We start from the raw sequence: 22,318 nt of genomic DNA on the forward strand, positions 1-22,318 counted from the left end.
GCGACACTTCACCTGTACCGGATACCGACGCTCGGACCCAACTATTCGCAACGTCTTCGCAACCGGTTGTGCGCCTGCTTCACAACTCCACGACCTGTCACACCATCGAGGTCGCCGACTGTTTCGGTTAACGGCCATTCATCAACCTTCATTCGATGCTATCGCCGCATTCACGCCCACTTCGCACAGGCCGGTGCTACCAATCGGTAACCTGTCGCGGTGCGCAGGACAAAGGAAATGACGTTTCGGCTGCTCCGCAATCGGCGGGTCGTGGCGTTGTTACTCCTGGCTGCCGCCCTCGTCGCCGCGGGTCTGCTGGCACCGCATCCGGCGCCACAGCAGATCCGCGAGTGGGCCGATTCGGTCGGCCCGGTCTTCCCACTGGTGTTCTTCGCCGTCCACGTGGTCGTCACCGTCGCACCGTTTCCGCGCACCGTGTTCACCCTGGCAGCCGGTCTGCTGTTCGGCACACTCCTGGGGATCACGCTGGCGGTCGCCGCGACGACACTGAGCGCCGCCCTCGCACTACTGCTCGTGCGCGCCCTGGATCGCGACCGGGTGGCGGCACACTTGACCCATCCCGCGGTACAGGCGGTCGATCAACGGCTGGCCCGGCGGGGCTGGCTCGCGGTGGGGTCGCTGCGCTTGATCGCCGCGGTGCCGTTCTCCGTGGTGAACTACTGCGCAGGCCTGTCGTCGGTCCGGATGACCCCCTACCTGACGGCGACCTTCTTCGGTGTCGTTCCCGGCACGATCGGCGTCGTCGTCCTCGGTGACGCTCTCACCGGTCGCACCAGTCCCGGACTGCTGGCACTGTCGGGAATCTGCATCACCGTCGGGGTGATCGGCTTGATCGTCGATGCGCGGTGGGGCGCCGACCGGTTCGCGACTCCGGCCACCACCGAGGGCGAACTCGCCACCGACCCCGCGCTGCGATAACTCGGCCGGCCGTTACAGCCGTGCGGTGCCGCGCTCGCTGAGCAACCCTTCCGCGGCGCGGAACATGTCCGCTATCCGAATGAGATAGTCCACTTCGTCGGGTGGTAATTCGGCCGCGATCGCCGCCAATTTCCGCAACGGATCGTCCCGTAACCGCGCGACGATCTCCCGGTCGCCCGCCGCAGTGGGCAGCAAGCCGTGCACGAGGAAATCGCCGTCCATGCCGAACACCTCGGTCAGCCCGCGCACCAGTTCCCGCGACGGGTTGTCCCGCTTACCACTGCGCAACTGGGACAGATAGGGCGTGGACACCCGATGACCGGCAGCGGTCAAGCGCTGCGCTACAACCGAATTCGACAGTCGTTCGCCGTTCACGCACTCCCACCTGTCGAACAGCACGTTCAGCCGCGTCGCGAACTCCGTGCCGGAGGAAGACCGCACACCACATCACTCCTTACTCTCCGCACCCGCCGTCGATACCGATGCGCCACTGCGCGATTCCCCCGCACCGAACGACCCCGGATCCGATGCCGGGCCCGCAGCGCAGGAGGGAGTGTAGCCATTCCGTCACCACCGCGGCAGGGAAACACACCAACAAGTCTGGTTTGTACGCAATCGATCAACTCTCGCTGCGCGTAATCATTGCCGCAGCTCGCCGCGTGAACCACAGTTCTGGGTACCGAATCCGAGCCGGACAGGAGGATGCATGCCCACCACACGTGGCCGCCGTTCGAGCACCTCCCCCGCTCGCACCGGGACAGCCCGCCTGCTCACCCGCCGCCGCGCCGTAGACCTCATGCGCGTACCGCACGGAATCTGTCCGGCCTGAGCGCCGCGCCGGCAACCGCCGTCGCGGCCACAGCTCGACCGATCAGTTCGATCCGTATATCGACGGCTCCCGTCCCGCTGACGCCGTCCGGAGAGGTGGTGGCCGCCCCATGGGCAGCACCGAAATCAAATTGTCGCTGCACGGCGTCCGCAAACAGTTCCCGATCCGCGGATCGCAGGAGATCTTCACCGCTCTCGACGACATCACCCTCGAGGTGGGTACCGGCGAGTTCCTGGTACTGGTCGGGCCCAGCGGCTCGGGTAAGTCGACCCTGCTCGATCTGCTCGTCGGACTGAGCGCCCGCACCGCCGGTGAGATCCTGCTCGACGGCGAACCGGTGACCGAGCCCGGCCTCGACCGCGGCATCGTCTTTCAGCAGTACGCGCTCCTGCCGTGGCGCGACGCCCGGGCCAATATCGAGTTCGGCCTGGAAGCAAAGCGACTGCCGCGCCGCGAGCGCCGCGCCGTCGCCGAACATTATCTGGAATTGGTGGGCCTGGCCGGCTTCGGGGACCGGTACCCGCACGAACTGTCCGGCGGTATGCGACAGCGGGTGGCGATCGCCCGCAGTCTGGCTTTCGACCCGCAGGTATTACTGATGGACGAGCCGTTCGCCGCCCTGGACGCGCAGACCCGCGAATCGCTACAGGACGAACTGCTGCGCATCTGGGACAGCACCGGCAAGACGATTCTGTTCATCACGCACGGCATCGACGAGGCGGTGTACCTCGGCGAACGAGTCGCGGTACTGACCTCGCGACCGGGTCGTGTCAAAGCGGTCGTCGACATCGATATCGACCGATCCGACGCCGACATCCGCTCCGGTGAGCGCTTCCGTGAATACCGCCATCAGATCTGGTCCGAGCTGAAGAGCGAGGTAGCCCGCGCTCAAAGTCTGGAAACCGCACCGGCAGAGAGGAACCCGGCTCATGTCTAGCGCCGTGCAGATTGCCGACAATCCCATCGGTCGGCACGACCGCGGCGCCGGTGCCGAACACCCCGGCGCCGGCCGGGCGCGCCCCTCGGTCGCCGCCGGCGTCCGAACCACCGCCGGGTTCGCCTGGCGGATAGCCAAACCGGCACTCGCCTTCCTGGTACTGATCGCGCTCTGGGAGCTCGCCCCGCGCCTGGGCTGGGTGGACAAGGTCTTCCTGCCACCGTTCTCCACGGTGGTCGAAGCGTTCGTCGAGCTGATCCGCGACGGCAGCATGGCAGAACACCTGTCCGCCAGTCTCAGCCGATCCCTGACCGGCTTCGCGATTGCCACGGTGACCGCCGTACCCGTAGGCGTGGCCATCGCCTGGTATCGCCCCGTCGCCGATTTCATCAACCCGGTTCTCGAATTGTTCCGCAACACTGCAGCACTCGCACTACTCCCGGTTTTCATTCTTATTCTCGGCATCGGCGAGACATCCAAGGTCTCATTGGTGATCTACGCAGCGTTCTTTCCTGTTCTGCTCAATACCATCAACGGCGTCCGCACTGTCGACCCCCTGCTGATCAAATCCGCGGCATCACTGGGATTTCCGGCGCCACGACTGTTTCAGAAAGTTGTCCTGCCGGCTGCCTTGCCGTCGATTTTCACCGGACTGCGCATGGCGGCGTCATCGTCGATCCTGGTGCTCATCGCCGCCGAGATGGTCGGAGCGCGAGCCGGATTGGGCTACTTGATCACCGCCACCCAACAGAACTTCCAGATTCCCGACATGTACGCCGGAATCATCGCGATCTCCCTGGTCGGATTGGTCTTCAACGGAGTCCTGGTCGCCTTCGAGCGCCGGTTCTCCCGGTGGCGAACCACACCGGCGCGCTGATCCGACTCCGAACCGATATCAAGGAAAACACGTGCCGAACTCTGTCTCCTCCGCATCGACGTCCCGGAAGCCGTTCCATCTCAACGCCTTCCTGATGGGCGTCGGCCATCACGAAGCGGCCTGGCGCCATCCCCGCACCGAGCAGGCCCGGGTGCTCGACGTGAAACACTTCCAGGAACTGGGCCGCATCGCCGAACGCGGCAAACTGGATTCGGTGTTCTTCGCCGACAATCTCGCCGTCGGCCCGCGCGTGGAACGCAACAGCCACGCGGTGTTCGAGCCGGTGACGCTGCTGTCGGCGATCGCCGCGGTGACCGAAAAGGTCGGCCTGATCGCGACCGCATCGACCAGCTACAACGAGCCGTTCAACCTGGCCCGCACATTCGCTTCGCTCGATCACATCAGCGGCGGGCGGGCCGGATGGAACATCGTCACCTCCGGCAGCGTGGACGAAGCCCACAACTTCGGCTACGACGCCATACCCGAACACGCCCACCGCTATGAGCGCGCCACCGAATTCGTCGAGGTGGCACTGCAATTGTGGGACAGCTGGGAGTCCTCGGCCGTCGTCCTGGACCCGGAGCGCGGAGTCTTCGCCGATCCGGACAAGGTGCACACCATCGATTTCGCCGGCGATCGCTTCCGGGTGCGTGGGCCACTGAATTCGCCGCGGGGACCACAGGGCCGTCCGCTGCTGGTACAGGCCGGGTCCTCCGAGAGCGGTAAGGAATTCGCCGCGCGCTACGCCGAGGCCGTGTTCACCGCACAGCGCACCCTCGAGGACGGGCGAGCTTTCTACCAGGATCTGAAGTCGCGGTTGAGCGCATACGGCCGCGCCCCCGACGAGCTGGTCGTACTACCGGGCCTGGTGCCGTTCATCGCCGACACCACCGAGCAGGCCCAGGCGCTCGAACAGGAGTTCACCGACCTGATCTCGCCCGATTACGCACTGCGGCAGTTGTCGTCGCAACTCGGGATCGATCTGACCGACCATCCGCTCGACGCGCCGCTGCCGCCACTGCCGGCCGAAAGCGACATCGAAGGACACAAGTCCCGATTCGCACTGGTCAAGGACCTGGCATCGCGTGAGGAACTGACCGTGCGCACACTCATCGGCAAGCTCGGCGGTGGCCGGGGCCATCGCACGCTCGCGGGCACACCCGAACAGATCGCCGACGATATGCAGGCGTGGTTCGAATCCGGCGCTGCCGACGGCTTCAACATCATGCCGCCGTATCTGCCGGGCGGGCTCACCGACTTCGTGGACCGAGTAGTGCCGATTCTGCAGGACCGTGGCCTCTTCCGCACCGAGTACACCGCCGACACCTTGCGCGGGCACTACGATCTGGCGCCGGTGGAGAGCAGATTCACGGTGGCCGAGACCGCCGTAGGCGCCTGAGGCCTCGGATACGACGACAGGGTTCCTCCCGGACTACCCGGGAGGAACCCTGTCTGCACGCTGTGGATGCGGCGGCGCTGCCGCGATCCGGCGACCCTTACAGGTACGAGCCGCAGACCGGCCACGCGCCGGCACCCTGGGTGGCGAGCACGTTCTCCGCGACGCGGATCTGCTCGGCCCGGCTGGCGTTGGACGCGTTGCCCGAGCCGCCGTTGGCCTCCCAGGTGCTCTGGGTGAACTGCAGGCCGCCGTAGAAGCCGTTTCCGGTGTTGGCGCCCCAGTCGCCGCTGGCCTCGCACTGCGCCACGGCATCCCAGTCGTGGCCGCCGTCGGCAGACGCGGTGGCGGTGAGGCCGAAGGGGACGGCGACGATGGCGCCGGCGACGGCGGCGAAGCCGAGTGCGCGAGTGCTGAACTTCCGGTTACGAGACATGTAAGTAGTTCCTGCCTGCGCCCAGCCGGCCCGCCGATGACGATCGCGGGTCCCTGTCCCCAGGTATGTCGGGGTCGATCTCGAACCGCGGGACAGGGTTGCCGGTGTTCAGCGATTCGAGCGTCAGCCCGGAATTCCGAGCTGCAGACGACGGTAACGAACAAATCTCGGCAGATCACGTTGTTGTAACAACCAAATACCTGAAGCGGATACTTCGGTCTATCATCGTTTATGCAGCGCACACCGCAATAAACACGACCAACATGGGTGTAGTTATTTAAACGTTATGTGTGCGAGATCACTCTGAAATCGTGACGCCCGTCGCACAAAATCGCCCGAAACCGATACAAGGCGGTCGTGGACAACTTCTGGCAACACACCGATTCGGGCCCGGACCCATCGTCCGGTCGGCGGATCTCCCCCGTAGCCGTACCGGTAACCGTCCAGTCGATCTCGCCCCACACGGGCCACGCGCAGCGACTATTTGCCCAGGTGAGGGCCCTTCGATAGTCGGACCGAATGCGATCCGCTCCGGCGCACACAGCACACCGACGTCGGGGCGGAGGCGGCTGCGGCGCCCCCGCAGAGCGGGTTGCACGGTCGAACGCGCAGCACCAGCAGCGGCGGTACACCCACTTGCACGGCGCACCGTGCCGCGGACGCGTCCGCGCTCGGGGCCCTCCGTCACCACGCGACACGCCGCGTTGATATCGAGGTATCAAGGCAGGAGCCGGCTGCCACGTGCTCGCCCGGCGCACCTGTGGACCATCCGGTGACGCTCGGTCGCAATGGTCCTACGCGAGCCGTCGCGCCGGGTCTCGTCCACCGAGCGGCTCACGCTGACCAAGTACGCCCCCGGACAGCACGATGCCGGCCCGCAACGAGGCGGGCCGGCATCGGGAGTTTCGCTGTCTCGGGTCTTCCGATCAGCGTCCGGGGAACTCCGGGGGCTGCCACGGACGCTCCGCGCCCGGACGCGGTGCCTGTTGGGGCTGCTGCGGTGCCGGCGACGGCGGAATCGGCGCGCCTCCCTGCGGGAGGTTCCGGGGCTGATTCGGCGGCGCCATCAACGGTGAGTCCACCGGTGTGGCGGCAGCCGCCTCGGCCGCCCGGACCGCCGCCTCGGCGGCGGGGTCGGTCTTGATGTCGAACCAGTCGGCGACCTCTTGCGAATCGTCGTCGGACGGCGCGCTGGTGTCGTCGTCCGGCTGCGGTTCGTATCGGAACACCCCGTCCTCACCCTGAGTGCCGAAATTGCGGGCGAAGCCCTCCAGTGCCTTACCGAAATCGCTGGGCACCATCCAGACCTTGTTGGCGTCCCCCTTCGCCACCAGCGGCAACGTCTGCATGTACTGATAAGCGAGCAGTTCCGGTGTGGGCTTGCCGGATTTGATTGCGGCGAAGACCTTTTCGATCGCCTTCGCCTGACCTTGAGCCTGCAGATAGGCCGCCGCGCGTTCACCCTGAGCGCGCAGGATCCGGCTCTGCCGTTCACCTTCGGCCGACAGGATCGCCGACTGCTTCGATCCCTCCGCCGCGAGGATCTGCGACTGCTTGGCACCTTCGGCGGTCTTGATCTGGGCTTCCCGGTTACCTTCGGCGGTGAGAATCATCGCCCGCTTCTCCCGGTCCGCCTTCATCTGCTTCTCCATCGATTCCTGAATCGACGGCGGCGGATCGATCGCCTTCAACTCCACCCGCGCCACCCGCAGGCCCCAGCGCCCGGTGGCCTCGTCCAATACCCCACGCAGTTGCGAGTTGATCTGGTCGCGGGAGGTGAGTGTCTCCTCCAGGGTCATACCGCCGACCACGTTGCGCAGCGTCGTGATGGTCAACTGCTCGACGGCCGCGATGTAGTTGCTGATCTCGTACACCGCCGCCTGCGGGCTGGTGACCTGGAAATACACCACCGAGTCGATCTGCACGGTGAGGTTGTCCTGGGTGATCACCGGCTGCGGCGGGAACGAGACCACACGCTCACGCAGATCGACCTTCGCCCGGATACGATCGGCGAACGGGACCAGGAAGGTCAACTGCCCCGAGACGGTGCGCGAGTATCTGCCCAGTCGCTCGATAACCGCAGCCTCCGCCTGCGGTACCAGCGCGATCGACTTGAAGACCACCACCGCGACCAGGATCACGATGACGATCGCGACGATCAGTACAGCCATTACGGCCCCTTCCAGACGACGGCGTGTGCGCCGTCGATCTTCATGACGTAGACGGTCTCACCCTCTGCGTATGCCTCACTCGGATCCAGCGGGCGCGCACTCCACACCTCACCGCCGATCTTCACCTGCCCGTGGTTCTCGTTCACCGCCTCCAGCACCTTCGCGGTTTTCCCCTCCAATGCGTCCACGTTCGTCGGAGTGGGCGGCGGAGTTGCGAAGCGACGCAACAACATAGGGCGAACCAGCAAGATCAGCGCGAGTGCCGAGATGCCGAATACCACGGCATCGATCACCAGCGAGGTTCCCGCGACACCCGAAACCCCCGCTGTGACCAGTGCGGCACCACCCAACATGAGCAGCGTGAAATCACCGGTGAGCATCTCGGCTGCGGCGAGCAGAATTCCCGCGACCAGCCATACGATTGCGGCCACTGCATCACCGTACCGTGCCTGCCTGTTTCTGCGCTCCTTTACCGGGCACGCGTCGGCCGATCGGCACCTCGAATCCGGTCCCGGCACACCCCGGAGCCGGCCGCCGGGCACACCTCACCATGCCTCCCACCAAAGAACATGTGAAGCAGGTATTTTCGGGCGCGTGAGTACGCACGACTACGGTGACATCTTTTCCGGGCACACCCGAACCCACCGACGGTCGGCCCCCCGGGTGACGGCCGAACGTGACCTGGTCGCCGAGGACGCGGCCAGTGGATTCTGCGGTGCCGTCGTGGGTTTCGAACGGACCTACGACGGCGAGTTCGTCAAACTCGCCGACCGCAACGGCCTCGTCCGGCTGTTCGCACTGCGCGAGGCTGCATTCCTCATCGACGGTCGGCCGGTCACCCTGGTCCGCCCGAAGGCCGCGCCCGCCGCGCAGCCGGTCCGCTCGGCTTCCGGATCCACCCGGGTCGAGGGACTGCGCGCCCGCGTGGCCCGCGCCAGTCGGATCTGGGTGGAAGGTGTGCACGATGCAGCACTGGTGGAGCGGGTCTGGGGGCACGACCTCCGGGTCGAAGGTGTCGTGGTGGAACATCTCGAGGGGCTGGACCATCTCGCCGCACGGCTGACCGACTTCGCTCCGGGGCCACAGCGCCGGGTCGGGGTGCTGGTCGACCATCTGGTCACCGGATCCAAGGAAACCGGACTCACCACCGGGCTGGGCCCGCATGTGCTGGTCACCGGTCACCCCTATATCGACGTGTGGGAAGCGGTCCGGCCGCGTGCGGTCGGCATCGATGCCTGGCCGCGGGTTCCGCGCGGCGAGGACTGGAAGACCGGCGTGTGCCGGCGGCTCGGCTGGGGCACGCCCGCCGAGGGCTGGCGCCGCGTCTACAACGCCGTCGACACCTTTCGCGACCTCGAAGCCCCGCTGCTCGGTGCGGTCGAGCAACTCATCGACTTCGTCACCGAGCCCGTCTGAACCACGCGCTCACGAGCCCGTGGTAGCCGGTAGCGGCGCGAGCTGTTCGGCCGCCACGCGCATACTGCGCCACCGGTCGTAACTGAGCCCGGCGGCGGCGATCACCACGCAGATCGCCGCCGGGATCAGCAGTGCGACATCGCCGACGCGAGTTCCGATGATCGTGCCACCGACGCTGCCGACGACGAAGGCGACGATGGTCCCCGTCAGCACGGTGATCCGCCGTTTGTCGATCCCGTGCCGGCGGGAGCGGCCGATCAGCAGACCCAGGTCGGTGACGGTACCCGTGAAGTGGGTGGTGCGGATCGCCATTGCCCGCAGACTCGAGGTGGCTCCGTTCTGGATGCCACATGCGGTCGCGGCGATGAGGATCGCCGCGGTGCCGTGCCCGGTGAGGATCGCCGCCACCAGCAATGCCGCCTCGCCGAGCATCACGACGGCGTGCCGCGCGCCGGCATGCGATCGCGCCCGGGCCAGCACCGCCCCCGAGAAGGCGGCCCCGATCAGAAATCCGGACAGGACCAAGCCGAGGACGAATCCTTCGTACAACAGTGGACGGGCCGCGACCATGCCCAGCTTGGTCGTCGTCGCCGTGAGATTACCCACGGGAAAGGCCAGCACCAGGATGGCAACCGCATTGACGAATCCGGCGACCGCAGCCAGCAGCGCCCCGTAGCCGAGGACCAACGCCGGACTGGTGGTGATGCTGCTCTCGGGAGACATTCCCCTCCTCTATTCGTCGAACTCGTCAGGCGAATACCCGAGCGAAGATAGCAGCAAAAACTCAGAAAAGCCTGTGGAGATCCGGCACGGCGTGCGCGAAAGTGTTTCACCGGAACGCTTTCCGGTGCGACCGCCCGCCGTCACGGTGGTTCGAATCACCACCGAAGAATAAGTACGACTACATCACAGTGTCCGCAGTAAGCGTCGATCGTGGTGCTGTGCAGGTTGTTTCGATATCCGTCAATGAATACCGGACGGTTGACCGATAATTCCCCGGCACCCATTGTTCATCCGACCGAATCACGACGGAAACATTCCGCACTACCGCACAGATGCCACCGAACGGGCCGGCCGGGAAGTAGACGACGTCACCGGGGCAGTATCGGTCGGTGTCCACCTCGCCACTGTAGCCGTGGAGTCGCCACCAGGGCGGCGACTCGGCACAGGTGTAGCCAGCCCGCTGTCTGCCCACACTGGCCCACCGGCACGCGCCACGAGATTATGCTCGATCACATGTGTTCTCCGAGTGCCACGCTGACGGTGTGGGCGGGCGCGTGGCTGTCCGGCCGCAGTGCGCCCGACGATGTCCTGGACGCACTGCACGCCTGGTCGCCCCACCACAGTGTGGCCGCGGGCGATCCCGTGACGGGCGGACGCACCGGCCTGCCCTGGCCCACCGCCGAACCGCTCGAGGTGGGCACCGGAATCATGATGCTGCTCAAAGTGATCCGTCAGGCGATGAGCGAGCCGGCGGCGCGGATGCGGTTGGTGCTGCCGGTGCCGGGCGATGCCCGCGGTTTACCGGCCGGCACCGAATTCGCTTCGGCGGCAATGGACGCCGAGGAGGGCGTGATCGCGGGGGTGCCCGGCGGCGAGGGTGTCGCGCTGGTACCGCAATGGACGGACGAGGAATCGTTGCAGTGGACGGTGTTCCACACCACGGTACCCGTCCCGGCGCCCGATATGCCGCTCGGCGAAGCCGAATACACGATGCGCGAAGCGGTGCGCGATGCCGCCGACGCGTTGACCCGTATCCACACCACCGCGGTCGCCGACGGCGACGACGATCCCCGCGAAATGATCGAGGACGAACTCGCGGCGTGTTCACGGCACCTCTACCCCGACTGCGCACCACTGCGGGCCCGCCGCATTCTCGATTCGGCCGATCATGTGGCCGCCATTCTCACCGTCGCCGAGCAGACGACACCGTCGTCCCCCAGTTCGGCCGGCGCCGCACGGGCGCAGGAGACACTGCTGCGACCGCTGTGGCATGCATTGCGTGCCGCGCGGCTCGCCGCCGTCAATGCCGCGGTCGGACCCCGCTAGGGCTGCGGTGCAGTGAGCGCGAGTTCGTAGTCGTTGTACCGGCCACAGATCCGCATCCCGATCCGGGACAATGCCGTGCGCAGCGCGTCGTCGTCGAATTCGAAGACGCGCAGCGTGCGGATCTCGGGCATGACCTCCCGCAGTTCGGCCGCCACCGCCCCGAATACCTCGGCCAGCAGGTCCGCATCGGCCTCGTGGTGGGAAAACCCCTGCTCGGCGCTGATGTAGGCCTCGTTGCCGCCGGCAAACGCGATGATGGTCGCCACCGTTCCTGCTTCGGGCCGCAGGGAGAGCACCGTACTGATCAGGACCCGGCCCGGCGGATCCGTGGACGCGGCGATCGTGTGCACCACCCGGCCGGCCGCCGGATGGCTCACGGACCGAGCCACAACCGACAGATCCAGTTCCCACAGCCGGGCGTATTCCTCCACCTGCCGGGCGCCGAGTTCCACGGCGGCCCTCCCGGAGGGCCCGATATCGGTCCCCTGCCAGCGAAGCACCCGGTATCCGCCGGCTGCCGCGCGGCGCACGGCTTCAGCGGTCAGCCGGCACACCATCTCGGTCTCGGCGGCGTGCGGCTCCGATTCGTCGGCTCGGCCCAGGTGCAACGAATGGACCAGGCGCTGCGCGGAGACGGCCTGCACCCAGGCCTCGCCGAGGCCGGCATCGCGCAGCTCAGCCCAGCCCAACAGCTCGCCACCCCCGCGCGCCGCGATCACGCCGATCAGACCGGCGGTGCCGTCGGCCACGGACATGTCCTCGAGCAGCGGCAATCCGGTGCGCCCGGCCAGTTCGGCGGCCAGCCGCAACCCGGTGCCGGGATGCTGGTCCCACTCCAGCGCGATGTCCACATCCGCACAATAGCGGTGAATTAGCTGATCTCAGGTGAGATCGTCGTCGAATCGGTCGGTCGGGTATTTCGCGGGCGCGTCGCAGCGTCGCACCGTACCGTAGAGCGGTCCCGAATCCACCGCATCCTTCGAGGTAGTCATGAGATTGTCCGCGCGCCGCACGACGGTCGCCACCGCCGCCGCGCTCGCCTGCCTCTTCGGTCAGACCACCGTGGCCCAGGCCGTGGTCGGCGGCGCGCCGGCCGAGGCTGCCGACTACCCCTGGCTGGCCGCGATCGGGACCCCCGCCTACGCCACCCGCCCCGGCGGACAGTTCTGTGCGGGTGTCCTGATCGCACCGGACCGGGTACTCACCGCCGCGCACTGCGGCACCCTCGCCCGTATCCTGCCCGGTACCGCAGTCACGTTCGGCCGCACCGACGCGCAAAGCGGTGGCGGTGTCACGGTCGGTGTCGCCGACGTCCGGGTGCATCCACACTTCCGGGTCTCGCTGTTCGACGGCGATCTGAGCTATCACAACGATGTCGCGATCCTCGTCTTGTCCGCACCGGTACACCTGCCCACGGTGGCAGTGACCGAACCACACGGCGACGCGGGAACGATCCTCGGCTGGGGGGCCACCTCGAGCTCCGACGAGTCCAACAGCGTGCTCCGAACAGCCACGGTGCCGCTGGTGTCCGACGCCGACTGTGCCGCCGCCTACGGTCCCGAATTCTCACCTGCCGAGGCGGTATGCGCCGGTTCTGCCGACGCGGACACCGCCACGTTCGACAGCGGCGGCCCCCTGCTGGTCGACGGTCGGGTCGCCGGCATCACCTCGTGGGGCAAGGGTGCCGGTGAGCCGGGATTCCCGGGTGTCTACGCCCGCCCGGTGCTGGACTTCTGACCGCCCCAACCACCGGCATCGGACCCGACCGGATGGAAGGAGTCCGGATCCGCAGCGTCCCAATCGGCACGCCAACCGGCCGGTGCGGCGTCGATCAGACACCCCGGCGTCAACCATTCGTAGAGTTCGGCGTAGGACCGGGTGATGTTGGGCGTCACCTTTTTTCGGAGCATGTGCGGGTTGAGACCGGTGGGGTCGTGCACCCCCATCGAGGCCATCAATTGCGTCGCCTGACGCACCGTGGCCCGCTGATAGCGTTCGACCCGCGCAGCCTTGTCCGCGACATCCAACGCGCGTGCGCGCCGCGGATCCTGCGTCGCCACACCGACGGGGCATCGATTGGTGTGGCAGCGCTGAGACTGGATGCAGCCGACCGCCATCATCATCGAGCGTGCGGCATTGGTGAAGTCCGCTCCCTGCACCAGCCGCTTCACGATGTCGGTACCGGTCGCGACCTTTCCGCTGGCACCCACCCGGATCCGGTCGCGCAGACCACTGCCGATCAACGCGTTGTGCACGGTCATCAACCCATCGGTCAGCGGCAGCCCGACATGGTCCTCGTATTCCAGCGGGGCGGCCGCCGTGCCACCCTCCGCCCCGTCCACGATGATGAAATCCGGTGTCGCCGATTCAGCGATCATCGCCTTGCAGATCGCCAGCACATCCGATCGCGATCCGACACACAGCTTGAATCCGATCGGCTTCCCACCCGACAATTCCCGCAGCCGCACGACGAACCGGATCAGCTCACGCGGGGTGTGGAATTCCGAATGTGATGGCGGACTGACACATTTTTCATGCGCCGGCACACCGCGGTAACGAGCGATCTCTTCGCTCACCTTCGCCGCCGGCAATACGCCACCGACACCGGGTTTCGCGCCCTGGCTCAGCTTCACCGAAATGGCCTTCACCTGGTCGTAGCCGGCCTTCTCCACAAACTGATCCGGGTCGAAGCGGCCGTCGCGAGTCCGGGTGCCGAAGTACGCCGATCCGATCTCCCACACCACATCGGCGCCGCCCTCCAGATGAAACGGGGTCAGCCCGCCTTCCCCGGTGTCGTGTGCGAAACCGCCACGAGCCGCACCGATATTCAACGCTCGTAACGCATTTCCGGACAACGCACCGAAGCTCATCGCCGAGATGTTCAGCAGGGACATGGAACATGGCCGGCGACAGTCGGGGCCGCCGACCTGTACCCGCGGGACGAGTTCGGGCTCGTCCAGTGCGGCCACCGAATGGACGAGGAACTCGTAACCGACGTCCTCGATATCGCGCTCGGTGCCGTACGACATCTCGCCGTGAATTCCCTTGGCGCGTTCGTAGATGATCGTGCGCACATCACGATCGAAGGGCCGTCCGTCGACATTGCGTTCGATGAAATACTGCTGCAATTCCGGCCGGATTCCCTCGAGCAGATAGCGCATATGCCCGAGCACAGGATAATTGCGCAATACGGAATGGCGCCGTTGCAGCAGATCGTAGCCACCGACGAGGACCAGCGCGGCGGCCACCGCCACGACAATCCACCACACCCAGGAACCGAGCACCGCGATCACGCCCAGCACGAGCACGGTCACCACCAGCACGCCGAACAGTGCAAACCGTCCCATCACCGCATCGCCACCTTTCGCGCCGGGTCCGCGGACAACCGTATCGCTGTCACCCCGCGATCGGCGCCACCTGCTGCCCGGCCGGTGCTACGCCCGGCGTGCGAGGGCTACTTCTTACGGCGAACCGGTTCACAACACCCGGGCGCGCAGATTGCACCGTCGCGGGTACACCCGTACCCCGGCACCGCACCCAGGCGACGTGGGGCGCGGCCGTCGAGGTGCTCGGCGACCAGGTCGGCAACCATGCGCACGAAGCGCGGGTCCGGGCCCGGCGTTGCCGCCCGGGCGAAGGCCATCCCGAGTTCGGCGGCCTTGGTGGCCGCCTCGTTGTCCAGATCCCAGACGACTTCGAGGTGATCGGAGACGAATCCGACCGGACATACGACGACAGCGCCGATCCCCTTGCCGGACAGAACATCCAGATGGTCGACGATATCGGGCTCCAGCCAAGGAACCTGCGGCGGACCGGAGCGAGACTGCCACACCACGTCGTAATCGCCGAAACCGGTTGCGGCGGCGCACAGGCGGGCCGTCTCGGCAACTTGGCGGCTGTAGAGCCGGCCACCGTCGTCCGGCGGGCCCGCCGCGGCGTCGGCGGCCACCGGGATCGAATGCGCGGTGAACACCAGCCGGGCCTCGGACCGCACGGCCGTCGGTAGCTGCTGCACGGCGTCACGGATGGCGTCGGCGAAGGATTCGACGAGCAGCGGATGATCGAAGAATTGCCGCAGTTTGGTCAACGTCGGCGCCCCCGGCACGGCGGCACGGGCCCGTTCGATGTCCTCGTCGTACTGCCGGCAGCCCGAGTATCCGCCCCAGGCCGAGGTCGGGAACACCACCGCATGCGAGATACCGTCCGCATGCATGGTGGCGACCGTGTCCTCCACCATCGGGTGCCAGTTGCGGTTGCCGAAGTACACCGGCAGGTTCAGTGCGCGTGCCGAGAACTCCCCCTCGATCGCGGTGATCAAGTCGCGGTTGAGGGCGTTGATCGGCGACACTCCACCGAAGTGGAGATAGTGCTGGGCGACCTCCTCGAGGCGCTCGCGCGGTACGCCCCGGCCCCGGGTGACGTTCTCCAGGAACGGCATCACGTCCTCGGGGCTCTCGGGACCGCCGAAGGACAGCAGAAGCAGTGCGTCGACGGTCCCGGTCACAGTGCTCTCCCTCCGGCGATCAGTTGGCCGACCAGTTCTCCGGGAACCAGGTGTTGTGGCTGGCTCCGCCGTCGACATAGACGATCGAGCCGGTGGTACCGGGCAACCAGTCCGACAGCAGGGTGACGACCGACTTCGCGACCACGGTCGGGTCGTCGACGTCCCAGCCGATCGGAGACGCGCCGTCCCAGTACAGGTTGAGCTGATTCAACTTGGCCGCGTCGTCGGTGGCGGTGCCGGCGATCGCCTTGGCGGCGAGGGTCTTGATCGGACCCGCGGCGACCAGATTCGACCGGACTCGCTTGGCCTCGCCCACCTCGCGGGCGACGTAACGGTTCACCGATTCCAGCGCCGCCTTCGCCACGCCCATCCAGTTGTAGAAGGGCATCGCGGTACGCGGATCGAAATCCATGCCGACGATGGACCCGCCCTCGTTCATGGCGGGCAGCACCGCACGCGCCAGCGACGCGTAACTCCACGCCGAGATCTCGAAAGCCTTGGCGGCGTCCGGACCCGGCCCGTCCAGGAACGGCAGCGCCTCCGGGCCCATCAACGTGCGCGGCGCGAACGCGATGGAGTGCATGACACCGTCGATTCCCTCCGGCGCCAGTTCGGCGAGCTTGCCCGCCAGCGCCGACAGGTTCTCCTCGTCGGTGACGTCGAGACCGATCGCGGGAGGCACTTCCTGCGGCAGCCGCTTGGCGATGCGGTCTATCAGCCGCAGGCGCTCGGGAATTCCGGTGATGATCACCTTGGCGCCCTGTTCCTGAGCCACCTTGGCCGCATGGAAGGCGATCGACGAATCGGTGATGATGCCGGTGATCAGGACGGTCTTCCCGTCCAGCAATCCGCTCATGGGTGCTGAGTTCTCCTCTGGAAGCTCTGGTAGTGCGGTGGACACGGACCGACCGGGGTCAGTGACCCATGCCCATTCCGCCGTCGATCGGCACGATCGCGCCGCTGATGTAGGACGCGTCGTCGGAGGCCAGGAAGCTGATTACCCCGGCGACCTCCTCCGGCTTACCGATCCGCCCGGCCGGGATGGCTTTCAACGCCATGTCGCGCATGTCCTCGCTCATCTCGTCCCGGGTCATATCGGTGTCGATGAGGCCGGGCGCCACCACATTGGCGGTGATGTTGCGCGAGCCGATCTCGCGGGTGATCGCACGGGCCATGCCGACCAGTCCGGCCTTGGCGGCCGCGTAGTTCACCTGGCCGGGAATGCCCATCTGGCCCACCACCGAGCCGAGGAAGATGATCCGGCCGTAACGCGCCCGCAGCATCGCCCGGTTGGCCCGCTTGGCGCAGCGCCATGCACCGGTGAGGTTGGCATCGAGCACCCGGGTGAACTGTTCCTCGCTCATCCGCATCATCAGCGTGTTGTCGACGATGCCGGCGTTGGCCACCAGTACCTCTACCGGCCCCTGCTTCGCCTCGACCTCGGAGAACGCCTGATCGATCGAATCCGAGTCGGTGACATCGCATTTCACGCCGAGCAGGCCTTCGGGCGCACCCGAACCACGATGGGTGACGGCCACTTTGTGGCCGTCGGCGGCCAAGCGCTGGGCGACCGCGAGACCGATACCGCGGTTTCCGCCGGTCACCAGGACCGACCGGGGAGTGGAGTTCGACATGAATGTCAACCTATCTGTTCGAGTTCGACTGTCGTGGCCGGGTTACGCGGTACCCGTTATGGCAGGCGTTGACGATAGACCAAACCGCCCACAACACCCGCAGCGGTCAGCAGCAGTCCCAGCAACAGCCATGGGCGGCTGGCGTCGCCCATCTCCATCTCGAAGCCGATCTGCTTGTCCAGGGTGTCGTACACGGCGCTGAGTTCTTCCAGCGTCGACGCGGTGTAGAAGTCTCCGCCGGAGATCTTGGCGATCTCGCGCAGCGAATCGTCGTCGACGGGCACCCGCACCCGCTGCGAGCCCTTACCGCCCGGATCCGGAATCTCCACCGATCCCCAGGTGGTACCGAAGGAGATCGTCGAGACCGGAATGCCCTTCTCCTTGGCCATTCGAGCAGCGACGAAGCCGTGGCGTGGGTTGTCGATGTCCTTGTCGTCGGGCACGGTCTGCTTGCCGTCGGACATCAGCACGATCCGTGCCGGCGGCGGTGTTTCGGCACCGCCCAGGACCGAACCCAGCGTGTCGATGGCCTGTAGCGCGCTGTAGATGCCCTCACCGGTGGCCGTACGCTCGGCCAGCTTCATATTGCCGATGGCCGCCTTCATCGCTTCGCGATTCGTGGTCGGCGACACCTGCACCGACGCCGTACCGGCGAAGGTCACCAGCCCCAGATTGATGCCCGGGGTCAGGCCCTCGGAGAAGTTCGTGGCGGCTTCCTTGGCCACCTGCAGCCGCGACGGCGGAACATCGGTGGCTTCCATCGATAGCGACACGTCCATCACCAGCATCACGGTGGCGCGGTTACGCGGCACCTTCTTGGCCGCCTGCGGGCCGGCGGCGGCCACCGTGAGCAGCACCAGGCCGACCAGCATCAGTGCCACCGGTGCGTGCCGCCAGGCACTGGGCCGCTTCGGCGCGACCTTCTCCAAGGTCTCCATATTGGAGAACCGGAGCATATGGCGTTTACGGCGGCGCTGCACCACTACGTACAACAGCGCGATCGCGGCGATGACGATGAGGAAGGCCAGCCAGACCGCGGAGGTGAAATGCGAAATACTCACTGTCGGGGAACCCGCCCGGTCGGGGCGCCGAAGGTATGGCGCCGGGTGGACACGAAGCGGACCACATCGGCGATCCAGTCACGATCGGTGCGCAGCGTCATCACCGGAGCACCGCAGCTCCGCAGGGCCGCCTCGACCTGCTCGCGGTGCTGTTCCGCGGCACGGCCGAAATCGGCACGCAGCGCGGGCGTGACGGTGAACTCGCGGGTGCGGCCGGTCTCGGGGTCGTGGAGGACCACATCACCGACGTCGGGCAGATCCAGGTCCAGTGGATCGAGGATCTCGACACCGAGCAGATCGTGACGGCCGGAGATCGCGCGCAACGAGCGCTGCCAATCGATCTCGCCGAGGAAGTCCGAAATAACAACGGCCATACCGCGTTTGCGTTGCGGACGGCGTAGCGACTCGATCGCGCCGCGCAGATCACCGCGTACCCCGTCGCCGGCGTGCGGCGTGGTCGCGATACTGCGCAGCAGCGACTGCGCGTGCACGCGGCCACTGCGGGCCGGAATCCGGAACAGTCGCTCGCCGTTGGCGATGACCGCACCGATTCGGTTACCACCGCCACTGGTCAGATACGTCACGGCGGCAGCGGCAGCGACCACCAGATCACGCTTCTGGCACAGCGCGGTACCGAAGTCGAGGCTGGCCGACAGATCGACCACCAGCCAGGTCTCGAGTTCGCGGTCGGCGATCATCTGTCGCACGTGCGGCTGGGTGGTCCGGGCCGTGACCGACCAGTCCATCTGGCGCACGTCGTCACCCGGCTGGTAGAAGCGGGCCTCGCCCGGCTCCGAGCCGGGCCCGGGGATCAGTCCGAGATGATCACCGTGCAACACGCCGTCCAAACGGCGGCGCACGGTGAGCTCGAGTGTCTTCAGTGCCGCCGCCAGCCGCGGATCACGCAGTTCACCGGCACGAAAGGACGGCGGGGCACCACTGGAGCGAGGCGGGACCTGTGCTGAGTTCGTCACTGGGGCAACCGAATCCGATGCCCCGCTCACTGGCGCGGCAGCTGCGTGGCACCCTGGCCGTTCTGCGGCTGCCCGCCCGGCTGCGGTGGCACCGGCTGCGGTGCGCCCTCCTGTGGGCCGGCCGCCGGCATCGGTGCGGCACCTGTCGGCGCCGGGCCGTTGGCCTGCGTGGCGACCTGCGGCAGTCCGACGGTCTGCAGGACCCGCCGGATCACGTCGTCGGGCGTGACCTCGTCGGCGAGCGCGTCGTAGGACAGCACCAAGCGGTGGCGCAGCACATCGGGCACTACTTCGACCACGTCTTGAGGCACCACATAGTCGCGGCCACGGATCAGCGCCACCGCGCGAGCGGCGGCGATGATGCCGAGACTGGCACGCGGTGAGGCGCCGTAGGCGATCCAGCCGGCGACGTCGTCGAGCCCGAAATCGGCCGGCTTGCGGGTCGCGGCGATGACCCGCACGACGTAGTCGACCAAGGCGTGGTGGACGAACGTGTTGGCGGCGAGCTTCTGCAACCGGATCAGCTCGGTCGGTTCCAGGATCGGCTTGGGTTCCGGCGGTGCCACCCCCATCCGGTAGATGATCTCGCGCTCCTCCTCGACCGAGGGGTAGTCCACGACGACCTTGAACAGGAAGCGGTCACGCTGCGCCTCCGGCAGCGGATACACGCCTTCGCTCTCGATCGGGTTCTGGGTCGCCATGACCAGGAAGGGATCGGGCATCGGGTAGGTCTTGCCGCCGATCGACACATGGCGCTCGGCCATCACCTCGAGCAGCGCGGACTGCACCTTCGCCGGGGCGCGGTTGATCTCGTCGGCGAGGACGAAGTTCGCGACGACCGGGCCCAGCTCGGTGTCGAACTCCTCGCGGCCCTGCCGGTAGATGCGGGTACCGATCAGGTCGGTGGGCACGAGGTCGGGAGTGAACTGCACGCGCGAGAAACTGCCACCGACCACCTTCGCAAAGGTTTCCACCGCCAGCGTCTTGGCGATGCCGGGCACACCTTCGAGCAATACGTGCCCGCGAGCCAGAACGCCGACGAGCAGCCGCTCGACCAACCGGTCCTGACCGACGATGACCCGTTTGACTTCGTAGATCGCCTTCTCCAGGGTCGCGACGTCACGCTCCAGGGTGCCCGAGGCCGGCCCGTCGGCCTGCTTCACCGCACCTCCGGCGCTCACATCGTCCGTCGAAGTCACCAAAATCCCCGCTTTCACTTCGGTCTCTATGCGTGCCGCCCCAACTATTCCAGGTATCGGGCAAGATTGCCGCAACTGGGCTGGCGCAATGTCGCGACTCGATATGCCCTCCGGCTCCCGGCGGCCGGATGTCTCAGCCCACGGCGGCCAGGTACTCGGCGTAGAACAGAGCCAGTCCGACGGCGGCCGCGATCCCGGCGAGCAGCCAGAACCGGATGATCACAGTCGTCTCGGGCCACCCGCCGAGCTCGAAATGGTGATGGAACGGAGCCATCTTGAACAGCCGGTTGCGGGTGGTGCGGAAAACCATGATCTGCAGCGCGACCGACAGGATCTCCGCGAAGTACAACGCGCCCACGACCACCATCAGCAGTTCGGTGTGGGTGGTGATCGAGATTCCGGCGAGCAACCCACCCAGCGCCAGCGATCCGGTATCTCCCATGAAGATCTTCGCCGGGGCGGCGTTCCACCACAGGAAGCCGATGCAGGCCGCACCACCGGCCGCGCAGACCACGGCCAGATCGAGCGGATCGCGCACGCTGTAGCAGCCCGGCAGGGCGTGCGCCGCGCAGGAGTTGGTGTACTGCCAGAAGGTGACGATCACATAGGCGCCCAGTGCGAACCCCATCGACCCGGCGGCGAGCCCGTCGAGTCCGTCGGTGATGTTCACCGCATTCGACCAGGCCACGACCACGAAGCACACCGCAACCAGGAATACGACCAGCGGCAGCGCGATCGTAGGCCAGTCCCGCACGTAGGACACCTGCCGGCTCGCCGGAGTCAGTCCGGTGCTCCCGGGGAACTGCAGGGCCAGGACGCCGAAGATGACGGCTGCCCCGATCTGCCCGATGTATTTGCCGGTCGCGGTGAGTCCCAGGTTGCGATGCTTGCGGATCTTGATGAAGTCGTCGAGGAATCCCACCACTCCCAGAGCGGTGGCCAACCCGAGCACCAGCAGCCCGGACGCCGACGGCCCGGCGGCGTCGTAGCGCAGGCCGATCAGATGCGAGGCCAGGTAACCGGCCCACAGTCCGGCGACGATCGCGATGCCGCCCATGGTGGGGGTGCCGCGCTTGGCCTGGTGGCTCTGGGGCCCTTCCACCCGGATCTGCTGCCCGAGATTGCGGCGCGCGAACAACCTGATCAGCAACGGCGTCACGGTGATCGAGACCGCGAGTGCGATCGCCGCCGAGAACAGGATCTGCCTCATCAATACCCCAACTACTACCGAACTCTCGGCACAGCGCCGACCGGACCGGCACCTCGGTGCCGATTCGCATGGTAGCCAAGATCATTCGTCGGCACCGTCCGGAGCCCGGATCGACGGGTTCGCCGCGGGCGTGCTCAGCCGATCGAGCGTGCCCTCAGCCGATCAAGCGCACTGCGTAGGGCATGATGCCGCCTTCGCGTACCGCCGAAATCTTCACGACGTCACCGGACTCCGGTGCCTCGAGCATCTTGCCGTCGCCGAGATACAGGGCGACGTGTTCGCTGCCGTTGGCACCCCAGAAGAGCATGTCGCCACGTTCCCGGTCGTCGACGTCGACCCGGGTACCCATCGTGTACTGATAGCCGCTGTAGTGCGGCAGTGAGATACCGACGCCGGCGAAGGCGTAGACCATCAGGCCCGAGCAGTCGAAACCGACCTTGTCGTAATCACCGTAGGAATCGGCGACGCCGCCGTCGTGGATGCCTTTGGTGGGGCCGTCCTCGTCCCCACCGCCCCAGGCGTAGGTCACACCCAGTTGTGACATCGCACGGTCGACAACGGTCTCGATCAGTTCGCTGCGGCTGCCGGTGGGCCGGCTCGGCGCCGACATCGACCGGCGGGGCGGCGGGGAGTTGTCGATCTGGGTGTGCGGGCGGTGCCCGGCGCCGAGTTCGGCCGCGCGATCG

At 66.8% G+C, this 22,318-nt stretch carries 22 protein-coding genes; 7 read left to right on the forward strand and 15 right to left on the reverse strand.

Features of this window, described 5'->3' with window-relative positions; all coding sequences use genetic code 11:
* The first annotated feature begins 237 nt into the window (after nt 1-237).
* Complete coding sequence (locus NV2_RS22295) at nt 238-939, forward strand: TVP38/TMEM64 family protein (protein WP_067877777.1); 702 nt, start codon at nt 238-240, stop codon at nt 937-939.
* A 12-nt stretch (nt 940-951) separates the two neighbouring features.
* Here the strand turns inward: NV2_RS22295 and NV2_RS22300 are convergent, their stop codons facing one another.
* Nucleotides 952-1,380, reverse strand: a complete 429-nt coding sequence (locus NV2_RS22300) for a hypothetical protein (RefSeq protein ID WP_067877781.1) — start codon at nt 1,378-1,380, stop codon at nt 952-954.
* Between the two features lie 497 nt (nt 1,381-1,877).
* On the opposite strand from NV2_RS22300, the gene NV2_RS22305 reads away from it, so the two are divergent.
* From NV2_RS22305 to NV2_RS22315, 3 genes are read left to right on the forward strand one after another with little or no spacing between them, the layout of a single operon-like run.
* Nucleotides 1,878-2,705: an ABC transporter ATP-binding protein gene (locus NV2_RS22305; RefSeq protein WP_067877784.1), complete on the forward strand. Its 828-nt coding sequence runs from the start codon at nt 1,878-1,880 to the stop codon at nt 2,703-2,705.
* Entirely contained in the window at nt 2,698-3,582 is an 885-nt protein-coding gene (locus NV2_RS22310; RefSeq protein WP_067877787.1) for an ABC transporter permease, read from the forward strand. Before NV2_RS22305 ends, NV2_RS22310 begins: the two co-directional genes overlap by 8 nt.
* A 31-nt stretch (nt 3,583-3,613) precedes the next feature.
* Nucleotides 3,614-4,981: an LLM class flavin-dependent oxidoreductase gene (locus tag NV2_RS22315; protein WP_281198553.1), complete on the forward strand. Its 1,368-nt coding sequence runs from the start codon at nt 3,614-3,616 to the stop codon at nt 4,979-4,981.
* A gap of 97 nt (nt 4,982-5,078) precedes the next feature.
* On the opposite strand, the gene NV2_RS22320 is transcribed toward NV2_RS22315, so the two are convergent.
* From NV2_RS22320 to NV2_RS22330, 3 genes are all read right to left on the reverse strand, one after another.
* Entirely contained in the window at nt 5,079-5,414 is a 336-nt protein-coding gene (locus NV2_RS22320) for a transglycosylase family protein (protein WP_067877795.1), read from the reverse strand.
* A gap of 926 nt (nt 5,415-6,340) precedes the next feature.
* On the reverse strand, nt 6,341-7,585 hold the full coding sequence (locus tag NV2_RS22325) for an SPFH domain-containing protein (protein WP_067877798.1): 1,245 nt from the start codon (nt 7,583-7,585) through the stop codon (nt 6,341-6,343).
* Nucleotides 7,585-8,016, reverse strand: a complete 432-nt coding sequence (locus NV2_RS22330) for an NfeD family protein (RefSeq protein WP_067877801.1) — start codon at nt 8,014-8,016, stop codon at nt 7,585-7,587. Before NV2_RS22330 ends, NV2_RS22325 begins: the two co-directional genes overlap by 1 nt.
* 163 nt (nt 8,017-8,179) lie before the next feature.
* Between NV2_RS22330 and NV2_RS22335 the strand changes: the two genes are divergently transcribed.
* Nucleotides 8,180-9,001 carry a DUF3097 domain-containing protein gene (locus tag NV2_RS22335; protein ID WP_067877804.1) on the forward strand — a complete coding sequence of 274 codons (822 nt, stop codon included), beginning with the start codon at nt 8,180-8,182 and terminating at the stop codon, nt 8,999-9,001.
* Nucleotides 9,002-9,010: 9 nt separating this feature from the next.
* Here the strand turns inward: NV2_RS22335 and NV2_RS22340 are convergent, their stop codons facing one another.
* Entirely contained in the window at nt 9,011-9,724 is a 714-nt protein-coding gene (locus tag NV2_RS22340; protein WP_067877807.1) for a YoaK family protein, read from the reverse strand.
* Nucleotides 9,725-10,237: 513 nt separating this feature from the next.
* Between NV2_RS22340 and NV2_RS22345 the strand changes: the two genes are divergently transcribed.
* Nucleotides 10,238-11,050, forward strand: a complete 813-nt coding sequence (locus tag NV2_RS22345; protein WP_067877894.1) for an Rv1486c family protein — start codon at nt 10,238-10,240, stop codon at nt 11,048-11,050.
* On the opposite strand, the gene NV2_RS22350 is transcribed toward NV2_RS22345, so the two are convergent.
* Nucleotides 11,047-11,901, reverse strand: a complete 855-nt coding sequence (locus NV2_RS22350) for a hypothetical protein (RefSeq protein ID WP_067877810.1) — start codon at nt 11,899-11,901, stop codon at nt 11,047-11,049. The genes NV2_RS22345 and NV2_RS22350 overlap by 4 nt on opposite strands.
* A gap of 139 nt (nt 11,902-12,040) precedes the next feature.
* Here NV2_RS22350 and NV2_RS22355 point away from each other — a divergent pair, with 139 nt between their 5' ends.
* Nucleotides 12,041-12,787 (forward strand): S1 family serine peptidase, encoded by a 747-nt coding sequence (locus NV2_RS22355; protein WP_067877813.1) that lies wholly within the window; start codon nt 12,041-12,043, stop codon nt 12,785-12,787.
* Here NV2_RS22355 and NV2_RS22360 read toward each other — a convergent pair.
* The 9 genes from NV2_RS22360 to NV2_RS22400 form a co-directional block, all read right to left on the reverse strand.
* The gene (locus tag NV2_RS22360; RefSeq protein ID WP_067877897.1) at nt 12,760-14,397 is read right to left on the reverse strand and encodes an FMN-binding glutamate synthase family protein; all 1,638 of its coding nucleotides are present in this window, start codon (nt 14,395-14,397) and stop codon (nt 12,760-12,762) included. The two genes, NV2_RS22355 and NV2_RS22360, sit on opposite strands and share 28 nt — an antisense overlap.
* A gap of 107 nt (nt 14,398-14,504) precedes the next feature.
* Nucleotides 14,505-15,554: a ferrochelatase gene (locus tag NV2_RS22365; RefSeq protein WP_067877816.1), complete on the reverse strand. Its 1,050-nt coding sequence runs from the start codon at nt 15,552-15,554 to the stop codon at nt 14,505-14,507.
* 19 nt (nt 15,555-15,573) lie between these two features.
* The gene (inhA, locus tag NV2_RS22370; RefSeq protein WP_067877819.1) at nt 15,574-16,410 is read right to left on the reverse strand and encodes an NADH-dependent enoyl-ACP reductase InhA; all 837 of its coding nucleotides are present in this window, start codon (nt 16,408-16,410) and stop codon (nt 15,574-15,576) included.
* Between the two features lie 58 nt (nt 16,411-16,468).
* Nucleotides 16,469-17,188 (reverse strand): 3-oxoacyl-ACP reductase FabG1, encoded by a 720-nt coding sequence (fabG1, locus tag NV2_RS22375; protein WP_067877822.1) that lies wholly within the window; start codon nt 17,186-17,188, stop codon nt 16,469-16,471.
* Between the two features lie 56 nt (nt 17,189-17,244).
* Nucleotides 17,245-18,249, reverse strand: coding sequence for a VWA domain-containing protein (locus NV2_RS22380; RefSeq protein WP_067877825.1), 1,005 nt, complete (start codon nt 18,247-18,249; stop codon nt 17,245-17,247).
* Nucleotides 18,246-19,223 carry a DUF58 domain-containing protein gene (locus NV2_RS22385; RefSeq protein WP_067877828.1) on the reverse strand — a complete coding sequence of 326 codons (978 nt, stop codon included), beginning with the start codon at nt 19,221-19,223 and terminating at the stop codon, nt 18,246-18,248. The genes NV2_RS22380 and NV2_RS22385 overlap by 4 nt, the downstream gene beginning before the upstream one ends.
* A 26-nt stretch (nt 19,224-19,249) precedes the next feature.
* Complete coding sequence (locus NV2_RS22390; RefSeq protein ID WP_067877831.1) at nt 19,250-20,422, reverse strand: AAA family ATPase; 1,173 nt, start codon at nt 20,420-20,422, stop codon at nt 19,250-19,252.
* 133 nt (nt 20,423-20,555) lie between these two features.
* Entirely contained in the window at nt 20,556-21,632 is a 1,077-nt protein-coding gene (gene mraY / locus NV2_RS22395) for a phospho-N-acetylmuramoyl-pentapeptide-transferase (RefSeq protein ID WP_067877834.1), read from the reverse strand.
* Between the two features lie 154 nt (nt 21,633-21,786).
* Nucleotides 21,787-22,318 (reverse strand): NlpC/P60 family protein (locus NV2_RS22400; protein ID WP_169811552.1); only part of this gene is annotated, 532 nt, incomplete at its 5' end.

This window comes from Nocardia vermiculata NBRC 100427 (assembly GCF_001613265.1).
Classification (GTDB): domain Bacteria; phylum Actinomycetota; class Actinomycetes; order Mycobacteriales; family Mycobacteriaceae; genus Nocardia; species Nocardia vermiculata.